The organism is Roseivivax sp. THAF30 (assembly GCF_009363575.1).
Lineage (GTDB): Bacteria > Pseudomonadota > Alphaproteobacteria > Rhodobacterales > Rhodobacteraceae > Roseivivax > Roseivivax halotolerans.
In genome coordinates, this window is the sequence record NZ_CP045389.1 from 3,331,116 (window position 1) to 3,348,257 (window position 17,142).

Annotated in this window: 18 protein-coding genes; 6 read left to right on the top strand and 12 right to left on the bottom strand. The window is 65.1% G+C overall.

Annotation, left to right across the window (positions count from 1 at the left end):
• Positions 1 to 37: 37 nt before the first annotated feature.
• Genes ruvB through ruvC form a run of 3 tightly spaced genes read right to left on the bottom strand, consistent with a single transcriptional unit; the run spans position 38 to position 2,284 of the window.
• A complete protein-coding gene (gene ruvB / locus FIU91_RS16150) occupies positions 38 to 1,063 on the bottom strand; it encodes a Holliday junction branch migration DNA helicase RuvB (protein WP_152463256.1) in 1,026 nt (341 codons plus the stop codon).
• A gap of 4 nt (positions 1,064 to 1,067) precedes the next feature.
• Positions 1,068 to 1,739 (bottom strand): Holliday junction branch migration protein RuvA, encoded by a 672-nt coding sequence (gene ruvA, locus FIU91_RS16155; RefSeq protein ID WP_093008785.1) that lies wholly within the window; start codon positions 1,737 to 1,739, stop codon positions 1,068 to 1,070.
• Entirely contained in the window at positions 1,736 to 2,284 is a 549-nt protein-coding gene (gene ruvC / locus FIU91_RS16160) for a crossover junction endodeoxyribonuclease RuvC (RefSeq protein ID WP_152463762.1), read from the bottom strand. The genes ruvA and ruvC overlap by 4 nt, the downstream gene beginning before the upstream one ends.
• 229 nt (positions 2,285 to 2,513) lie before the next feature.
• Between ruvC and FIU91_RS16165 the strand changes: the two genes are divergently transcribed.
• Entirely contained in the window at positions 2,514 to 2,726 is a 213-nt protein-coding gene (locus FIU91_RS16165; RefSeq protein WP_093008786.1) for a DUF1127 domain-containing protein, read from the top strand.
• A 76-nt stretch (positions 2,727 to 2,802) separates the two neighbouring features.
• On the opposite strand, the gene FIU91_RS16170 is transcribed toward FIU91_RS16165, so the two are convergent.
• Complete coding sequence (locus tag FIU91_RS16170) at positions 2,803 to 3,144, bottom strand: hypothetical protein (protein ID WP_152463257.1); 342 nt, start codon at positions 3,142 to 3,144, stop codon at positions 2,803 to 2,805.
• A gap of 101 nt (positions 3,145 to 3,245) precedes the next feature.
• Complete coding sequence (locus FIU91_RS16175; RefSeq protein ID WP_152463258.1) at positions 3,246 to 4,115, bottom strand: 50S ribosomal protein L11 methyltransferase; 870 nt, start codon at positions 4,113 to 4,115, stop codon at positions 3,246 to 3,248.
• Between the two features lie 98 nt (positions 4,116 to 4,213).
• Here FIU91_RS16175 and FIU91_RS16180 point away from each other — a divergent pair, with 98 nt between their 5' ends.
• Positions 4,214 to 5,809, top strand: coding sequence for a sodium:solute symporter (locus tag FIU91_RS16180; RefSeq protein ID WP_152463259.1), 1,596 nt, complete (start codon positions 4,214 to 4,216; stop codon positions 5,807 to 5,809).
• 4 nt (positions 5,810 to 5,813) lie between these two features.
• Here the strand turns inward: FIU91_RS16180 and FIU91_RS16185 are convergent, their stop codons facing one another.
• The gene (locus FIU91_RS16185) at positions 5,814 to 7,043 is read right to left on the bottom strand and encodes an MFS transporter (protein WP_152463763.1); all 1,230 of its coding nucleotides are present in this window, start codon (positions 7,041 to 7,043) and stop codon (positions 5,814 to 5,816) included.
• A 145-nt stretch (positions 7,044 to 7,188) separates the two neighbouring features.
• On the opposite strand from FIU91_RS16185, the gene FIU91_RS16190 reads away from it, so the two are divergent.
• Positions 7,189 to 8,250, top strand: a complete 1,062-nt coding sequence (locus FIU91_RS16190; RefSeq protein ID WP_152463260.1) for a YeeE/YedE family protein — start codon at positions 7,189 to 7,191, stop codon at positions 8,248 to 8,250.
• Positions 8,251 to 8,256: 6 nt separating this feature from the next.
• Here the strand turns inward: FIU91_RS16190 and FIU91_RS16195 are convergent, their stop codons facing one another.
• The 3 genes from FIU91_RS16195 to FIU91_RS16205 form a co-directional block, all read right to left on the bottom strand.
• A complete protein-coding gene (locus tag FIU91_RS16195; RefSeq protein WP_152463261.1) occupies positions 8,257 to 8,715 on the bottom strand; it encodes a cupin domain-containing protein in 459 nt (152 codons plus the stop codon).
• Between the two features lie 97 nt (positions 8,716 to 8,812).
• The gene (locus FIU91_RS16200; protein WP_152463262.1) at positions 8,813 to 9,574 is read right to left on the bottom strand and encodes an ABC transporter permease; all 762 of its coding nucleotides are present in this window, start codon (positions 9,572 to 9,574) and stop codon (positions 8,813 to 8,815) included.
• Positions 9,571 to 10,512: an ABC transporter ATP-binding protein gene (locus FIU91_RS16205; RefSeq protein ID WP_093008793.1), complete on the bottom strand. Its 942-nt coding sequence runs from the start codon at positions 10,510 to 10,512 to the stop codon at positions 9,571 to 9,573. The genes FIU91_RS16200 and FIU91_RS16205 overlap by 4 nt, the downstream gene beginning before the upstream one ends.
• A 145-nt stretch (positions 10,513 to 10,657) precedes the next feature.
• Here FIU91_RS16205 and FIU91_RS16210 point away from each other — a divergent pair, with 145 nt between their 5' ends.
• Positions 10,658 to 11,632, top strand: a complete 975-nt coding sequence (locus FIU91_RS16210; protein ID WP_152463263.1) for a DMT family transporter — start codon at positions 10,658 to 10,660, stop codon at positions 11,630 to 11,632.
• 6 nt (positions 11,633 to 11,638) lie between these two features.
• On the opposite strand, the gene hemE is transcribed toward FIU91_RS16210, so the two are convergent.
• The gene (gene hemE, locus FIU91_RS16215) at positions 11,639 to 12,673 is read right to left on the bottom strand and encodes a uroporphyrinogen decarboxylase (RefSeq protein ID WP_152463764.1); all 1,035 of its coding nucleotides are present in this window, start codon (positions 12,671 to 12,673) and stop codon (positions 11,639 to 11,641) included.
• Between the two features lie 95 nt (positions 12,674 to 12,768).
• On the opposite strand from hemE, the gene hemC reads away from it, so the two are divergent.
• Positions 12,769 to 13,725, top strand: a complete 957-nt coding sequence (gene hemC / locus FIU91_RS16220) for a hydroxymethylbilane synthase (RefSeq protein ID WP_152463264.1) — start codon at positions 12,769 to 12,771, stop codon at positions 13,723 to 13,725.
• Between the two features lie 16 nt (positions 13,726 to 13,741).
• On the opposite strand, the gene FIU91_RS16225 is transcribed toward hemC, so the two are convergent.
• Complete coding sequence (locus FIU91_RS16225; RefSeq protein WP_093008796.1) at positions 13,742 to 14,206, bottom strand: SRPBCC family protein; 465 nt, start codon at positions 14,204 to 14,206, stop codon at positions 13,742 to 13,744.
• Between the two features lie 54 nt (positions 14,207 to 14,260).
• A complete protein-coding gene (nudC, locus tag FIU91_RS16230; RefSeq protein ID WP_152463265.1) occupies positions 14,261 to 15,223 on the bottom strand; it encodes an NAD(+) diphosphatase in 963 nt (320 codons plus the stop codon).
• A gap of 171 nt (positions 15,224 to 15,394) precedes the next feature.
• Here nudC and FIU91_RS16235 point away from each other — a divergent pair, with 171 nt between their 5' ends.
• Positions 15,395 to 17,128, top strand: coding sequence for a bifunctional UDP-sugar hydrolase/5'-nucleotidase (locus FIU91_RS16235; RefSeq protein ID WP_172975034.1), 1,734 nt, complete (start codon positions 15,395 to 15,397; stop codon positions 17,126 to 17,128).
• Positions 17,129 to 17,142: the final 14 nt, after the last annotated feature.

The following is a 17,142-nucleotide window of genomic DNA, read 5'->3' on the forward strand; positions in this document are numbered from 1 at the left end:
CCCCGCGGTATTTCAGCCAACCCAAGAACAGTGGCGACTATTCAAAGAGCGCGCCTTGTCCCGGCGTCTGCGGCGCCGGCAGACCGAGATGCGCCCAGCCTTTCTGCGCGAGCATCCGTCCTCGCGGCGTGCGGGCGATGAGGCCTTGCTGGAGAAGGTAGGGCTCGATCACCTCCTCGATCGCGTCGCGCGCCTCCGAAAGCGCCGCGGCGATCGTCTCGATCCCCACCGGGCCACCGGCATAATTCTCGGCGATGAGCGAGAGATACCGGCGATCCGCCCCGTCGAGGCCCAGCCCGTCGACACCGAGGCGGGTTAGCGCGTTGTCGGCAAGAGCGCGCGTGATCGTCCCGTCGCCCTCCACCACCGCGAAATCGACGACCCGGCGCAGGAGCCGCCCGGCGATCCGGGGCGTGCCGCGTGCCCGCCGCGCGATCTCCCGCGCGCCCTCGGGGTCGGCGCGCACGCCGAGCTTTTCCGCGTTGCGGCTGACGATGACGTCGAGTTCCTCGACCGTGTAGAACTGAAGGCGCGTCGGGATCCCGAACCGGTCGCGGAGCGGCGTCGTGAGAAGCCCGAGCCTCGTCGTGGCCCCGACCAGCGTGAACGGTTGAAGCTCGATCCGCACGGTGCGGGCGGCCGGGCCCTCGCCGATCACGAGATCGAGCTCGTAATCCTCCATCGCCGGGTAGAGCACTTCTTCGACGGCGGGATTCAGGCGGTGAATCTCGTCGATGAAAAGAACGTCGCGCGCCTCGAGATTAGTCAGGATCGCGGCGAGATCGCCCGCCTTGGCCAGAACGGGCCCCGAGGTCATGCGGAAATTGACGCCAAGCTCACGCGACATGATCTGAGCCAGCGTCGTCTTGCCGAGGCCGGGAGGCCCGTGAAAGAGCGTGTGGTCCATCGCCTCGCCGCGGGTGCGGGCCGATTGCAGAAAGACGCGCAGGTTCGCACGCGCCTCCGCCTGCCCGACGAAATCGTCGAGAACTTGCGGACGCAGCGCGCGGTCGCGATCCTCTGGCGTGCTTTCGGGGCGGAGAATGGGATCGGGATCGCTCATCGCGTCATGCCGGCGCAAGAAGTTTCAGCGCCGCGCGGATGAGCGTGCTTGTATCCGCCTCGGGCGTGCTTGCGGCGGCTTCGGCGACAGCGGAGGCGGCTTCGCCCGGCCCGTAGCCGAGATGTCCGAGCGCGGAGAGCGCTTCCGCCTGCGCGGTCTGGCTGGTCGCGGGGCGCGGCGCCGGAGTGCGCGGTGCGGCCGTATCGCCGGGATCGAGCACCTCGTCCTGAGCGGCGGGAGAGGGAGCGCTCACCTGCGCGCCCATGGCCATGATCGTCGGCGCCTTGTCCTTGAGCTCGATGACCACGCGTTGCGCCGTCTTGGGGCCGATGCCCTTGGCGGCCTTCACCGCGTTCCAGTCGCCGAGCGCAATCGCGCGGCTGACCCCGTCCGGCCCGAGCGTGCCCAGAATGGCCAGCGAGGCTTTCGCGCCGATCCCCTGCACAGACATCAAAAGGCGGTGCCATTCCTTCTCGACAAGACTGAGAAACCCGAAGAGCTGCAGGATATCCTCCCGCACGAGAAGGTCAGTGAAAAGCGCAACCGCCTCCCCGGGACCGGGCACCTGGGCGAGAGTCCGGTCGGAGCAGTAAACGACGTAGCCGACCCCGCGCACATCGACGAGAACGTGATCATCGGCCTTGTATTCGACGCGGCCCGCGATGCGCCCGATCATGCCGCGCCTCCGGCTTCTTTCAGACGCGGGGCGAGGGAGTAATGCGCGTGGCAGATCGCGATGGCGAGCGCATCGGCGGCGTCCGGAGAGGCGATCTCCACGCCTGGCAGCTGCATCCGCACCATGTGGTCGATCTGCTGCTTCTGCGCGTGGCCGACGCCGACCACCGTCTTCTTGACCTTGTTCGGGGCATATTCGCCGACCTCGAGGCCGAACTCCGCCGGAACGAGCAGCGCGATGGCGCGGGCCTGGCCAAGCTTCAGCGTGGCGACCGCGTCCTTGTTGACGAAGGTCTGTTCGACGGCGGCGGCGTCGGGCGCATAGCGGCGCACGACCTCGGAGAGCTGGCGGTAAAGCGAGAGGAGCCGCGGCGCCAACTCGCCCGGTTCCGAATGGCAGGTGCCGTTCGCAACATGGCGCAGACGCCCGCAATCGGCGTCGATCACCCCCCAGCCGAGGTTGCGTAACCCCGGATCGATTCCCAGAACTCGTGCCACTGCCGCCCCGTTTGTTGTTTGCACTGGGTTAGCACGAAAGGCGAACATCCGCCAAGTGTGATTGCCGAGCCACTCCATTTGCGACACGCGATGTCGCTTTCGTGCGAAGGCTTCGCAGGGCTGGGCGATTTGCGACGTTTGACGCGGCGTTTCCGGCAGTTTTCATTCTGCACAATTAGCATGCGAGCTATGCATTTTTTGCAGCTTGTCCGGGCATTTACGAATCCTTAGTTGCCCTGTGCGACACGGCAAACTCCTCCTTCGTACAGGTCTTTCAATGGCGTCCATCGACACACACAACCCGCTCCTGGGGCCCGCCGACATGGCTGGCCGCATCGGCTCCGTCCTCACGGCTGCTACTCGCGTTGCCACGGACTGGCAAGAAACCCGCCGCACTCACAAGGCGCTGTCCGCACTGACGGATCGCGAACTCGACGATATCGGGCTGACACGCGCCGATATTGCACGGGTGTCGCGTCGCCGCTGGTGACAGTCTCCGCCCCGTGCGAACACAAAAAACCGCGCCCTCGGATCGAGAGGCGCGGTTTTTCTTTGTCGCAATGGGCTCAGACGAGCTGCGCGGCGATATCGGCGAGGAACTGCGTAACGGGATCGAGCGACATCAGGCGCGCGCCGACCTGCTCGGTGAGGTTACCGGTTTCCAGCGCGGCAAGATGCGCCAGGTAATCCGCGTCGCCGAGATGCGTCAGCAAGAGCGCTTTGAATGCAAAGAAGAACGCCACGAGGATCACGAAGGGTGCGAGCGTCAGGCGCAGGTAATCGCGGCTCGGACGATGCTCGATCACGCCGTTCTCGTTGAGACGATTCACATATCCCGACGCAAGGCGACGGTGTTTCTTGTTCAGCTTCTTCTGACGCTGAATGAAAGACTTGTGTGCGGTATCCATGGCAGAACTGGTACCTCGATGGCAGGCCCCCACCTGCACTCCCGCATTTAGTATCAGATTAAGGCGAAATTTAGACAAGTCCGACGGGTCTGGGCGCGCGTCTAGTCCCGGGTGAGCGTCAGCGTGGTCCATTCGCCGATTTCCTCGCGATGCGCGAGGCTGAAGCCGGCTGCAACATAGGCCGCCACGACCTCGTCCGCTTGCGGGTTCAGGATGCCCGACAGGATCGCGTGGGCCCCTTTCGACGTGTGCCGCGCCATGTCGGGCGCAAGGTCGATCAGCGGCGCCATCAGGATATTCGCGAAGACGAGGTCGAACGGCGCAGCCGCCGCGATGTCGTCATGGTCAAAGCCCGTCGCCTCGAGACAGCGGACCCGGCCGACAAGTCTGTTCGCCGCAACATTGGCTTCGGCCACTTCGACCGCAACCGCGTCGATATCGGAGGCAAGCACCGTTTCGGGCCAGATCATCGCGGCAGCCATACCAAGAACGGCGGTGCCGCAGCCGACATCGATCGTGTTGTGCTTGGTCTCGCCTGCAGCGATCAGCCGGTCGAGGGCCCGAAGACACCCGAGCGTCGTGCCGTGATGTCCCGTCCCGAACGCCATCGCCGCTTCGATCAGGAGCGGAATGGAGGTGCTTGGAACCTTGTCCGCGTCGTGACTGCCATAGACGAAGAACCGCCCGGCTTCGACCGGGCTGAGATCCCGCCGCACCTTCGCGACCCAATCGGTCTCGGGCAGCTCCGAGATCACGAAGGGCGTTGCCTCGTAGGCGGCGGCGAGGAGCGCGAGCTCGATCTCGTCCGGGGCCTCTTCGAAATAGCCGCCGATCTCCCAGCGCCCGGACCCGTCTTCGATCTCGAATACCCCGACGCCGGTCGGTGCGGGATCCATGTCCTCGAGGGCGTCGCCCAGCGCTTCCGCCCCGGCTTTGCCTTGCGTCGTGGAAAAGGCGGTGAATGTGGGCATCGGGCGATCGATCCTCGGCTTGGCGAAAAGATGTGGGAACAAAGCGGATTTTCGCCGGTTCCATGTTCACGGGCTGAAATTTCCAGGGAGGTTGTTCCATGGAAGGCAATGCGTCGCAAGCGGTCCAGAGTGCGATCACGTCGCTCGATCTCTGGGTTCTCGCCGCCTACTTCCTAGTGATCATCGCGATCGGTGTGTGGGTGAGCCGACGAACCGAGAGCGGCGAGGATCTTTTTCTTGCCGGACGCACACTGACCTGGGGCATTGTCGGCTTTTCGCTCTTCGCATCGAACATTTCCTCGACGACGCTGATCGGCCTGACAGGCGCAGCCTACACGACCGGGATTGCGACCTCGGCCTATGAATGGATGGCGGGTATTCCGCTGATCCTGCTCGCGTTCATCTTCGCGCCGCTGTTCTTCAAGTCGCGCGTCACCACGATCCCCGAATGGCTCGAGCGACGCTTCGACCGCCGCGCGCGGCTCTACTTCTCGGCGGTGACCATCGTTCTGACCGTGATCGTCGACACGGCAGGCGGGCTATATGCGGGCGGCGTCGTGGTGAAGACCTTCTTCCCCGATATTCCGATCTGGCAGACCTGCGTCGGTCTCGGCATCTTCGCCGGCGTCTACACGGCTGCGGGCGGCCTCAAGGCCGTGGTCTATACCGACGTTCTGCAGGCGGTCGTGCTCATCATCGGCTGCGCGACGATGACCTTCATCCTCTTTCAGGGCAACGGCTTCTCCTGGGCGAACGTCAAGGAGAGCATGCCGAACGAAGACCAGCTCAGCCTCGTGCTGCCGCGCGACAACGAGACCCTGCCCTGGACGGGCCTGTTCTTCGGCGTGCCGCTCCTGGGCTTCTGGTACTGGGTGACGAACCAGTACATCGTGCAGCGCGTCCTCGGCGCACGCGATCTGCGCGAGGCCCAGCGCGGCGCGATCCTTGGCGGTTTTCTCAAGATCATTCCGATGTTCATCATGGTCCTGCCGGGAGCGATGGCGATCTCGGTCGTGCCGGATCTCAGCAATGCCGACATGGTGTTCCCCACCATCACCACCACCGTGCTGCCCGCCGGCCTGACCGGCCTCGTGCTCGCGGGCCTTGTCGCCGCCATCATGTCGAGCGTCGACTCCACGCTCAACTCGTCCTCGACGCTGATCGGGCATGACTTCATGAACATCGCCGACCGCGAACCGTCCGAGCAGCGCCGGATCGGCCAGATCACCACGCTTGTGCTGATGACGATCGCGATCCTGTGGGCGCCGTTCATCGACGATATGGGCGGGCTTTGGGATTACCTGCAGCAGGCCTTCTCGGTTCTGGTGCCGCCTGTCGTGGCGATCTTCATCCTGGGCGCGCTCTGGAAGCGCGGCACCGATACCGCAGCCTTCACGACGCTCTGGGCCGGGCACGGCATCGCCATCGCGGTCTTCATCGCGACGCAGCTCGGCTACTGGCCCATCCACTTTACCGCGAATGTGGGTCTGATGACGCTCGTCTCCTGCGTGATCTTCACCGCCGTCAGCCTGTCGGGCACACACGGACAGGGTGAAGACGTCGAAGGTGTCACCTGGACACGCGAGATGGCGACGGAAGCACTGCGGGACGATGCGCCGATCTGGGCCAATGTGAAGCTCTGGGCGGTGCTCCTCGGCTTCGCGATGCTGGGTATCCTGATCGGCTTCTGGTGAGGCATCACTCTGCCGGGGCTGGCGCGAGGCGGGCGAAGATCGTCTCATGCCCCGGCTCGGGATGGCGCGGGATCAAAAGCGCAAGGCCGAGCGAGGTCATCGCCATGCAGGCCGCAAGGGTGAACACCGCCTGGGGTGAGATGAGCCAGAGATACCCGAGCGCCGCGGGCAGAAAGACCGCCGCGATGTGGTTGATCGTGAAGGCAACCGCTGCGGTGGGTGCGATGTCGCCCGGATCGGCGATTTTCTGGAAATAGGTCTTCAGCGCGAGGGCGAGCGCGAAGAAGATGTGGTCAACGACGTACAGGAACGCCGCCAGGATCACGCCCCAGCCGAACCAGTAGAGCCCGCCATAGGCCAGGAAGACGAGTGTCAGACCGACATATTCGAAACTGAGCGCGTTGCGTTCCCCGAACCGGCCAACCGCGCGCCCCATGAGCGGCGCGAAGATCATGTTGGCGACGAGGTTGATGAGGAAGAGCCCCGTCACCTCGTGGACCTCGAAGCCGAACTTCTCGACCATCATGAAGCCAGCGAAGACGACGAAGATCTGCCGCCGTGCGCCCGACATGAATTGCAGCGCGTAGTAAAGCCAATAGCGGCGGCGCAGGATGAACTTCTTTACCTGAGGGTTCGGCGCTTCGAATTGCGGAAAGGCGAACCAGCAATAGGCGACGATCACCAGCGTCAGCCCGCCCGAGACCATGTAGACGAAGGCGTAGGACAGATTGAGCGCCTCCCAGGTCATGACGATGGCGATATAGGCCAGCAGCGTTGCGCCCGAGGCCGCCGCGAGCAAGAGGCCGAGGACGCGCGGCGCGTCCGCCTTGGGCAGCCATTGCAGTTGCAGCGACTGGTTGACCGTCTCGTAGTAGTGGAAGCCAATCGACGAGAGCATCGTCACCGTCAGGATCCCGCCCATCGTCGGGAAATAGGCGGTGATCGCGGTCGCGACCGCCAGAAGCGCCAGCGAGACGAGCGCCAGCACCTGTTCGCGCACGAAGATGATCACGGCGATCACGCCGACGGCCAGAAAGCCCGGGATCTCGCGCACCGTGTGCAGCCAGCCGATATCGGCACCGTCGAATCCCGCCGCCTCGATGACGAAGTTGTTCAGCAGCGCCGACCACGTCGCGAAGGACAGCGGCATGGCGATCGCCATCAGGAACAGAAGCGTCACGGGACGCCGCCAGATCGGCAGGGTCCGGGCTTCGGAAAGAGGCACGACTTTCATGGTCAAGCGGTTACGCCGATTTGGAGGGCTTGGCGAGATGGCAAATCATGTGCCTGAAGATCGTGGGCGGGTCGGCACATGATCCAGATCAAGGTCGCGCGCGACCGTCCGGTGCATATCCTCCCGGAAACTCGGGATGCCCATCATGGACCTTATCGCACTTCTCGACTGGATCGGAGAGCCGAGGACAGCAGCGCTTTTCGGTCTCGTGACCGGACTTGTCTTCGGCGTCGCAGCGCAAAGATCGCGTTTCTGCCTGCGCGCGGCCGTGGCCGAATTCGCCGAGGGCCGCCTGGAGGACCGGGTCGCGGTCTGGCTTCTGACCTTTTCGACGGCTCTGGTCTGGGTGCAGGGCGCACGGGCGCTCGGTCTTTTCGATCCGTCCCAGGCCCGCATCATGGCCGTGCCCGGAAGCTGGTCGGGCGCGATCATGGGCGGTGCGCTGTTCGGTGTCGGCATGATCCTGGCCAAGGGCTGTTCCGGCAGGCTGCTCGTCCTTGCCGCGACTGGCAACCTGCGCTCGGTCGTCTCGGGCCTGATCTTCGCCGTCGTCGCGCAGATGAGCCTTTCGGGATGGCTCGCACCTTTGCGCGACAGCATCGCGCGGGCCTGGACCACCGAAGGAGGCCGCAACCTCGACCTTCTGCCCGCGCTCGGACTGCCGAGCGGATCAGGCCTCGTCCTCGGATGCCTCATTGCGCTCGTCGCGCTTGAGTTGTCGCGGCGGCGGCGCATCGGTGCTTGGCGGCTGGCCTTCGCCTCGGGCGTGGGTTTCGCAGTCGCGCTTGGCTACGGCTTGACCCATGCGCTGTCCCAGGTCGCGTTCGAGCCGGTTGCGGTGACATCGGCCACCTTCACCGGGCCCTCGGCCGATACGCTCATGTTCTTCCTGGAGCGCAGCCCGGTTCTCGGCTTCGATGTCGGACTCGTGCCGGGCGTGTTCCTCGGGGCTTTCATCGCGGCAGCCCTGACGGGGGAGCTGCGCGTTCAAGGTTTCGATGGTCCCGCGCCGATGCGCCGCGCGATGATCGGCGCGGCTCTGATGGGGTTCGGAGGCATGCTTGCCGGCGGCTGTGCGATTGGCGCGGGAGTGACCGGCGGGGCGATCTTCGCCGGTACAGCCTGGGTCGCTCTCACGGCCATGTGGGTCGGCGGCACGGTCACGCACATGGTTCTAAAGGCGCGGCCTGAAGCGGCCGCAGCCTGAGCCTTATCAAGCCTGGACGGTCGAACTCTCGCCGACCGAGGCCGTGAACCGGTAGTCAACGTCAGCAAAGCGGTCTTTCGGGAACCCGTAGAGAAACCGCAGCCCCTCTTCGCCCGCAATAGTGCCATGCTCGGCCTCTGCCGGGATGAAGATCGCAACGCCCGGCGCGATCTCGTGGGCGACGCCGTCGATCGTGACAATCCCCGAGCCCGCGAGACCGAAATAGAACTCCGCCGGGCCGTGCCGGTGCGGCCTGAGCGTGCCGCCCGCGCCGAATTCCGCAACGCCTAGTGTCATGCCAGAGGTTGCCGTCCGGTCAGCCGAGAACAGCGTGCGCCACCGCACAGTGCCGAAGGCGGGGTCTTCACCGCCTTCGAGTGGGGCGTGGTCGGCATTCGCCACGACCGGCAAGGCCCCGAGGTCGATCTGGTCGAAATCGCCCGTGGTCAGTTCCGCGAAGTCCATGATGCGCCTCCTCCTGACGCTGAATTTCGGACGGAGTGCCATAAGACGAGGAGGCCGTCTGTCTCACGTGCGACTGACGAAAGGTCGATTTTGAGCCTTAGCTGCGGATCCGCCAGCCGGTGCGGAAGATCCACCAGACCGCGAGCGTGCAAAGAAGCGTGAAGCCCGCGATGGCCAGAAGGCTGACCGCGACCGGCACATCGGCCATGCCGAAGAAGGACCAGCGAAACCCGGAGACGAGGTAGACGACCGGGTTGAACAGAGCCACCGTCTGCCAGGCCTCGGGCAGCATCGAGATCGAGTAGAACGAGCCTCCGAGGAAGACGAGCGGCGTCACCACCAGAAGCGGGACAAGCTGGAGCTGCTCGAAATTCGAGGCCCAGATCCCGATAATGAACCCAAAGAGCGCGAAGCTGGTGCAGGTCAGGACCAGGAAGGCCAGCATCGCGGGCAAATTCTGGACCTCGAGCTCGACGAAGAAGGACGCCGTCAGCAGGATCATCAGCCCGATGAAGAGCGATTTCGTCGCCGCCGCGCCGACATAGCCGAGGATCACCTCGAGAAAGCTGATCGGGGCCGAGAGAAGCTCGTAGATCGTGCCGATGAACTTCGGAAAGTAGATCCCGAAGGACGCGTTGGAGATCGCCTGCGTCATTACCGTGAGCATGATGAGCCCCGGCACGATGAATGCGCCGTAGGACACGCCTTCCACCTCGTCGATCCGGCTGCCGATCGCGGCACCGAAGACAACGAAGTAGAGCGAAGTCGAGATCACGGGCGAGATCAGGCTCTGCAGAAGGGTGCGAACGAACCGCGCCATCTCGAAGCGGTAGATCGACCAGACAGCCGTCCAGTTCATGCCGCATCCTCCTTGTCGTTCTTGCGTACGAGTCCTACGAAGATGTCCTCGAGGGAGCTTTGCCGCGTTTCCACATCAGAGATGACGACGCCAGCCTCGGCCAGCGCCGCGACCAGCCGGGCGATTCCCGTGCGCTCGGCGCGCGTGTCGTAGGTGTAGATCAAAAGCGCGCCATCCTCTTCGAGCGTCAGCTCGTAGTCGGATACCGACGCGGGCACCTCCGTCAGTGGCTCGGCGAGGCTGATCCGCATCTCTTTCTTGCCGAGACGCGCCATCAGCGACGCCGTCTCCTCGACGAGCAGCAGCTGGCCGTCCGAGATGACGCCGATCCGGTCGGCCATCGCCTCGGCTTCCTCGATGTAATGGGTGGTCAGGATGATCGTGACACCCGTTTCCTTGAGCGCCGAGACGATTTCCCACATGTCGCGGCGCAGTTCCACGTCGACGCCGGCCGTGGGCTCGTCGAGGAACAGCACCTTCGGATCGTGGCTGAGCGCTTTGGCGATCAGCACCCGCCGCTTCATCCCGCCCGAAAGCTCCTGAAGCTGGCTGTGCTTCTTGTCGAAGAGCGACAGCCGCTTCAGCAGATCGTCGAGATAGGCCTCATCGGGCGCCGCACCGAAAAGCCCGCGCGAGAAGCGGACCGCGCTCCAGACCGTCTCGAACGGCTCGAGCGTGAGCTCCTGCGGCACGAGGCCGATCAGCGCGCGGGCCTTGCGGAATTCGGTGACGACATCGTGCCCGCCAACTCGGATCGTCCCGCCCGTCGGCATGGTGATCCCGCAGATCGTGGAAATGAGCGTCGTCTTGCCCGCACCGTTCGGACCGAGGAGCGCCAGGATCTCACCCTCGCGGATCTCGAGATTGACGCCCTTCAAGGCCTGAAAGCCGCCCTTGTAGGTCTTCTCGGCATTCGTGATTTCGACCATCGCCGGCATCGGCACACTCCCTCTGCTCGCCTCGCGGGCAAGCTAGGCGGCCAAGCAGCGTTCGGCAATGTGCGCTGGCGCAGGGGGAGCTTCGCGCATGTCGTGCGGACCGCGCCCCATTCCCTTGGCGCGCGCGCCGGTCTAAGGGCTTTGCATGTCCACAACCGACCGCCCCGCCCTCGGCATTGCCCTCATCTGTCTCGGCGTCACCGCGATCTCCGTGAATGACGTCCTCATCAAGGGCCTCTCCGGTGCCTATCCGCTGCACCAGATCGTCGGCATCCGCTCGGCCATCGCGCTGGCGATCACGCTCGTGATCCTGCAGTTCGAAGGCGGGTGGGCGCGCCTGAAAACGAGTACGCCTGGACTGCACCTGATGCGCGGACTTCTGGTCGTCTCCGCGAACATGACCTTCTATGCTGCCGTGGCGGTGCTGCCGCTAGCACAGGCAACGGCATTGTTCTTCGTAGCGCCGCTTTTCATCACGCTCCTGTCGATCCCGATCCTGCGCGAGAAGGTAGGGCCGGTGCGCCTTTTCGCCGTTCTCGCGGGGTTCTCGGGCGTCGCGCTGATGCAGGTTCCAGGCAGCGCCGTGGCCGCGGACGTGCCGCGAGTGACCTACCTGTTGCCGGTGATCGCGGCTTTCCTCTACGCGATGCTCCAGGTGCTGACGCGAAAGCTCGGTGCGACGGCGCCTGCCGCCGCGCTCGCGGTCTATATCCAGACGACCTTCCTCGCGGTCTCCATGCTGTTCTTCCTGATCGCGGGCAGCGGCAGATTCGCCGACGGGGTCGAGAGCGACAGCCTCGTGTTCCTACTGCGCGCCTGGGTCTGGCCAGCGCCGGGTGATATCGCGGTATTCGCGGGGCTCGGGCTTGCCTCGGGCCTGGTGGGCTATTGCCTGTCGGCGGCCTACCGGCTCGCGAACGCGTCCATCATCGCGCCCTTCGAATATCTCGGGCTGCCGCTCGCCATTCTCTGGGGCTGGATCTTCTTCGCCGAATGGCCGGTCCTGCCGACCTGGATCGGCTCCGCGATCATCATCGGCGCGGGTCTGACGGTGTTCCTGCGAGAGCGCGCCAAGACGCGTCCCCTCACGCCGCCGCGCGGACGCGGGCGGCTGCGCTGAGAGGCCTCAGCCGCCGCGCACCGCGTCGATCATCCGCTGAACGTTGTCCGGGTCCGCGTCCGGGGTAATCCCGTGGCCGAGGTTGAAGATGTGCGGCCCACCCTTCAGCGCCTCGACGATGCGGCGCGTCTCGCGCACGAGATCCTCGCCGCCCGTCACCATGTGCGACGACTTGAGGTTGCCCTGAACGCAGCCCGACGGCTGGACGTGTTCGGCCACCCATTCCGGCTCGACACTGTCGTCGACCGCGACGCAATCGGCTCCTGTCGCGGCGTGGAAGCCGACATACTTATCACCCGCCTGGCGCGGGAAGGCGATGACGGGCACACCCGGATGCCGCCGCTTCAGCGCTTCGGTGATAATCCGCGCAGGCTCGGTCGCGTAGCGGTCGAAGTCTTCACCCGAGAGCGATCCGGCCCAGCTGTCGAAGATCTTCACGACCTCGGCCCCGGCCTCGATCTGCTTGGACAGATATTCGATCGTCCCCTCGGTGATCTTGCCGAGAAGCTGCTCGAAGAGCGGCCGGTTCTCGTCCTTGAGCGCATGGGCCGGACCCTGATCCGGTGTGCCCTGGCCTGCGATCATGTAGGTCGCCACCGTCCACGGCGCACCGGCGAAGCCGATCAGCGTCGTCTCGGACGGCAACTCGCGCGAGAGGATGCTCACCGTCTCGTAGACCGGCGACAATGTCTCGTCGATGGCGTGAACGGGCTTCAGTTTCTCGAAATCTGTCTCGGTCGTCACGGTCGACAGGCGCGGCCCCTCGCCCTTCACGAACCACAGATCCGCGCCCAGCGCCTGCGGCAACAGCAGGATATCTGCAAACAGGATCGCGCCGTCGAAGCCGTAGCGGCGGATCGGCTGCAGTGTCACTTCGGCGGCAAGTTCGGGATTGTAGCAGAGCGACAGGAAATCCCCGGCCTTCTCCCGGGTCGCGCGGTATTCGGGCAGGTAGCGGCCCGCCTGGCGCATCATCCAGATCGGCGGTGTGGACTGCGCCTCACCGGCCAGAGCTCTCAGGATCGTCTTCGTCATCGCCAGTCCTTGCCCTTCATCAATCTCTCCGGGTGTCCCTTGCCGCGCGCTGAGTGTCAAGTTCGCTTGTCAGTGCCGCGCGCCACGTCTAATCAGGGCGCATGACCGAGGCACTTCCCACCCCCGACGCACCCCTCAAGATCGGCACACGCGGATCGCCGCTGGCTCTGGCACAGGCGAACGAAACCCGCGACCGGCTGGCGGAGGCGTTCAACCTGCCGCACGAGGCGTTCCAGATCGTCGTCATCAAGACAACCGGCGACAAGATCATCGACCGGCCGCTGAAAGAGATCGGCGGCAAGGGCCTGTTCACCCGTGAGATCGAGGCGGACATGCTGTCGGGCAAGATCGACATCGCGGTCCATTCGATGAAGGACATGCCGACGCTGCAGCCCGAGGGACTGGTGCTCGACACGTACCTGCCCCGCGAGGATCCGCGCGACGCGTTCATCTCGCCCGAGTTCACGGCCATCTCAGAGTTGCCCGAGGGATCGACCGTCGGCACGTCGAGCCTGCGCCGACGCGCGCAACTTCTGGTGCGGCGGCCCGATCTCAACGTGGTTGAGTTTCGCGGCAACCTGCAGACACGTCTGAAGAAACTCGATGACGGCGTGGCCCGTGCGACGTTCCTGGCGCGGGCCGGACTCAACCGCCTCGGCATGAGCGACGTGCCGCAGCACCCGATCGAGACCACCGACATGCTGCCCGCCATTGCTCAGGGCGCCATCGGCATCGAGCGACGCGAGGACGATATGCGCGTGGCCGAGATGCTGGCCGCGATCCACGATCCGGCCACGGCAGATCAGCTCGTGGCCGAACGCGCCTTCCTTGCCGCGCTTGACGGCTCTTGCGAGACGCCCATTGCAGGGCTCGCTGTCGTCACCGGCGACCGTCTGCACCTGCGCGGTGAAGTCTTGCGCCCCGATGGCAGCGAAGCCCATTCGGGCGAACGGGACGGCGCGGTTTCAGACGGGCCGGAAATGGGCCGCGACCTTGCACGCGAACTTCTGGATCTCGGCGGGCCGAATTTCTTCGACTGGATCGACAACCGCGTCTGACGAGGGAGGCGCGCCGTTAGGTCCGTTTCAGGCGGCGCTCCAGCTCCGTCGCGGCGGAGGCCACGCGATCCTTGAACTTCCGGTCGATGCGCCCCTTGGCAAGCTTCATCGATTGCAGGATCAGCCGCGCCGAAAGGGTCTTCGCGGTGAGCGTCGTGTCGATCCCGACCCGTGTGCGGCTCCGCGACAAAGCCACGCATTCCACGATGGTTCGCGTCTCGAGTCCGCCCGAGACGCTGTCGAACACCATCAGCGTCGGCGGCTCGAACCGGCTCAGCACGACCTCGGCATCGCGGCTCTTGCCCCGGAAAGAGAATGTCGCGCGCCACGTCATCCCGGCGCAGGGGCCCGCGAGCCGATCGGTCCGCGCGACCTCGACCCCGCGCCGCAGGATCGAGCGTTCGATCGTGTCGAAATCGCTGAGCGCCGCGAAAACCTCGTCCAACGGGGCCTCGATATCCTCTTTGTGGGAAAATTGCATGTTCCGCTCCCTGCACACCCTGGCCGTGCCGCCAGTTTTGCGCGAACTCTTCCCTCAATCGAGCCTGTCTGCAAGCCAATTGGTCAACAGAAAATGCGCGATGGCGCCCTCGCGCGCCGGCATGAGGCCAGTGTCCTCTCCGGCACGGGTGGCGACCAGGCGTTCCTTCGTCACCCATTGCGCGTCCTCTATTTCCACCGGATCCAGAGTCAGCTCGTTGCTGAGCGCCTCCGCATGGCACCCGATCATGAGCGAGTTCGGAAAGGCCCAAGGCTGGCTCGCAAGATAGCGCACCCGGCCCGTCCTGACGCCCGTTTCCTCGAAGACCTCGCGGCGCACGGCGGCCTCGACGGTCTCTCCGGGCTCCACGAACCCCGCAAGGCAGGAATACATGCTCTCCGGCCAGAACGGCGCGCGCCCGAGAAGCGTGTGAGGGCCGTGGGTGACCAGCATGATCACCACCGGGTCGGTGCGTGGAAAGTGTGACGCGCCGCAGGATGGGCATTTGCGCTGCCACCCCGCCATCGCGATCTCGGAAGGCGCGCCGCACTTGCTGCAGAACGCATGCGTCCCGTGCCAACTGAAAAGCGCGCGAGCGGTCGCCGCGATCTCAGCCTCGCGGGGCGTCAGCCACGTCATGACCCGCCGCAGTTCGGCGAAGCGTCCTTCGGGGCAGTCGGGATGCACCTGCTCGCTCGTGTCCGCGAAGCGGCGCAACGCTTCCTCATCGATATCTTCCGGCTCCCACCCCGAAAGATCGGCCGCAAAAAGCGGGCCAACGTCGTCACGCCCGATGAAGATCTCGGGCCCGCTGTCGCGCATCACCGGGTGATCGGTCGGGAGCAACAGAAGTCGCGCCGGATTCCCCGCGCTGAGCAACGGTTTGCCGCGCCAGAGCAAAGCAAACCGCGCGCTTTTATGCGAGCGCAACCGTGCGATGCCCCCGGTATCCGCGCGGCATTCCGCCGCACGATCCAACCCGGAGCCGCCAAACGTCACGGTTTCCGCATGATCCATCGTATCCAACCCAACTACAAAAAGGCGACACTATTCAAAAATATACAACCCGAGATTGCACTAATCGTCTGCCGCCCGTATCGTCTGTCCGGCACACTCAAGGGGATGAGATTGCCCGGCGCAACCAGCAATATGCCAGCCGGTGACACGGAGCACGGCCGCATACGCCTCATGGCCATCACCGACCTGCATTCTTGGCTCCTGCCCTTCGACTACGACAGGGATTGCCCGAATGTCGGTCTCGGGCTGGCCAGTCTCGCAGATATCGTCGCGGATGCGCGTTCCGAGGCCGAAACGTCCTTCCTGTTCGACAACGGTGACACTTACCAGGGCAACGTTCTGGCAGAGCATGTGGCGAACAGCGCGCTTGGTCTGACGCCGCACCCGGTGGCCCGCGCGCTCGGAGATCTCGGCCTGGACGCCGCCGTGCCCGGAAACCACGATTTCGATTTCGGCGTCGACAGGCTGACCTCCATAGTCGCCTCGGCGCCCTTCCCGTTCATTCTGACCAACCTCGTCACGGAGCTTGCTGAAGACCCGATCGCGGACACATCGTTCCTGCGCCCATTCGCCCTTTGCGAGAAGGAGGTGCGGACCGGGCCGGACCGCGTGCGGACCATTCGCCTGGGCGTCCTGGGCTTCATTCCGCCGCGCATGCCGCTCGCCGCAAACTGTCGGCCGGTCGCCCGGCTGAAGGGGCGCGATATCACCGAGACGGCGCGGGCCTGGATCCCGGAACTTCGCCGCCACGGGGCGGATCTCGTCGTGGCGCTCTGTCATTGCGGATTGGGGTCCGACGCCTCGGACGCATCCGGGGACGATCACGCGCGCAAGGTTGCCCGGCTGGACGGCATTGACGCGGTCGTCTCGGGTCATCGGCATCAGGAAGCTGCAGAAGCCGGGGCCGAAGGCGTCGCACCGATCGTCGCGCCCGGCGCCTTCGGCTCGCATCTCGGGCTCATTGACCTCGATCTGACGTTCTCCGAGGAGACAGGATGGAAGATCGTCCGTAAGCACTGCGAATTGAGACCGGCGAGGCGCGAACCCGGACCTGCGGCGAGGACCGTCTCCAACCTCGCAGCGCCGCTGCACGATCGCGTCCGATCGATCCTATCCGAACGGATCGGCGAGACATCCCTGACGCTGGAGACCTGTCTTGCAGGGATCAGGCCGCTCGCGGCAACGCAGCTCATTGCCGATGCCATGCAACGCGAGGCGCGCAAGCGGCTGGGCGAAAGGTGGCGCGACACGCCGCTCTTTGCCTCGGCGGCGCCCTACCGGACCAGCCATGACGGCAGCCCGGACAATTTCGTGCAGATCCCTCCCGGCCCCCTGCTGCTGCGCCACGCCCATCTGCTTTACCCGTTCGCCAACCGCCTCACGATCCTGAAGATGACCGGCTCTGAATTGCGCGACTGGTTGGAACGGGCCGCGCGGTGTTACCGCCCAATGCCGGCGGAGACAGAGGACACGGACATCCTAGACCCGTCGGTACCGGGCTACGGATTCGATCTGGCGCACGGGATGCGGTTCGCCATCGACCTCTCAGCCGCGCCCGGTCGCCGCATCCGCGAGATGGCGCTGCCCTGCGGACAGCCGATTGGCCCACATGACGAACTCCTTCTCGCCGCAAGCAGCTATCGCGCCCGGATCTGGGCGGATCTCGCGGACGACCGCATCATCTATGAAAGCCCCGGCCTTATCCGCGACATGCTGATCCATCATATCCAGACGTCCGGTCCCGTTCGGCCCGCGCCCGAACCCGGATGGCACTTCCTGCCCCAGCCAGGCAGAACGGCGCTCTTCAGCCTGCCAGGACGCGCGAGAGCCGTCGCAGAGGCCGCGGGCCTCCAGTGGGAGGAGTGTCCCGGCGAAGATCGGGGCCGCGTCCGCATCGCGCTCTGAGGGTTGCGAATCCG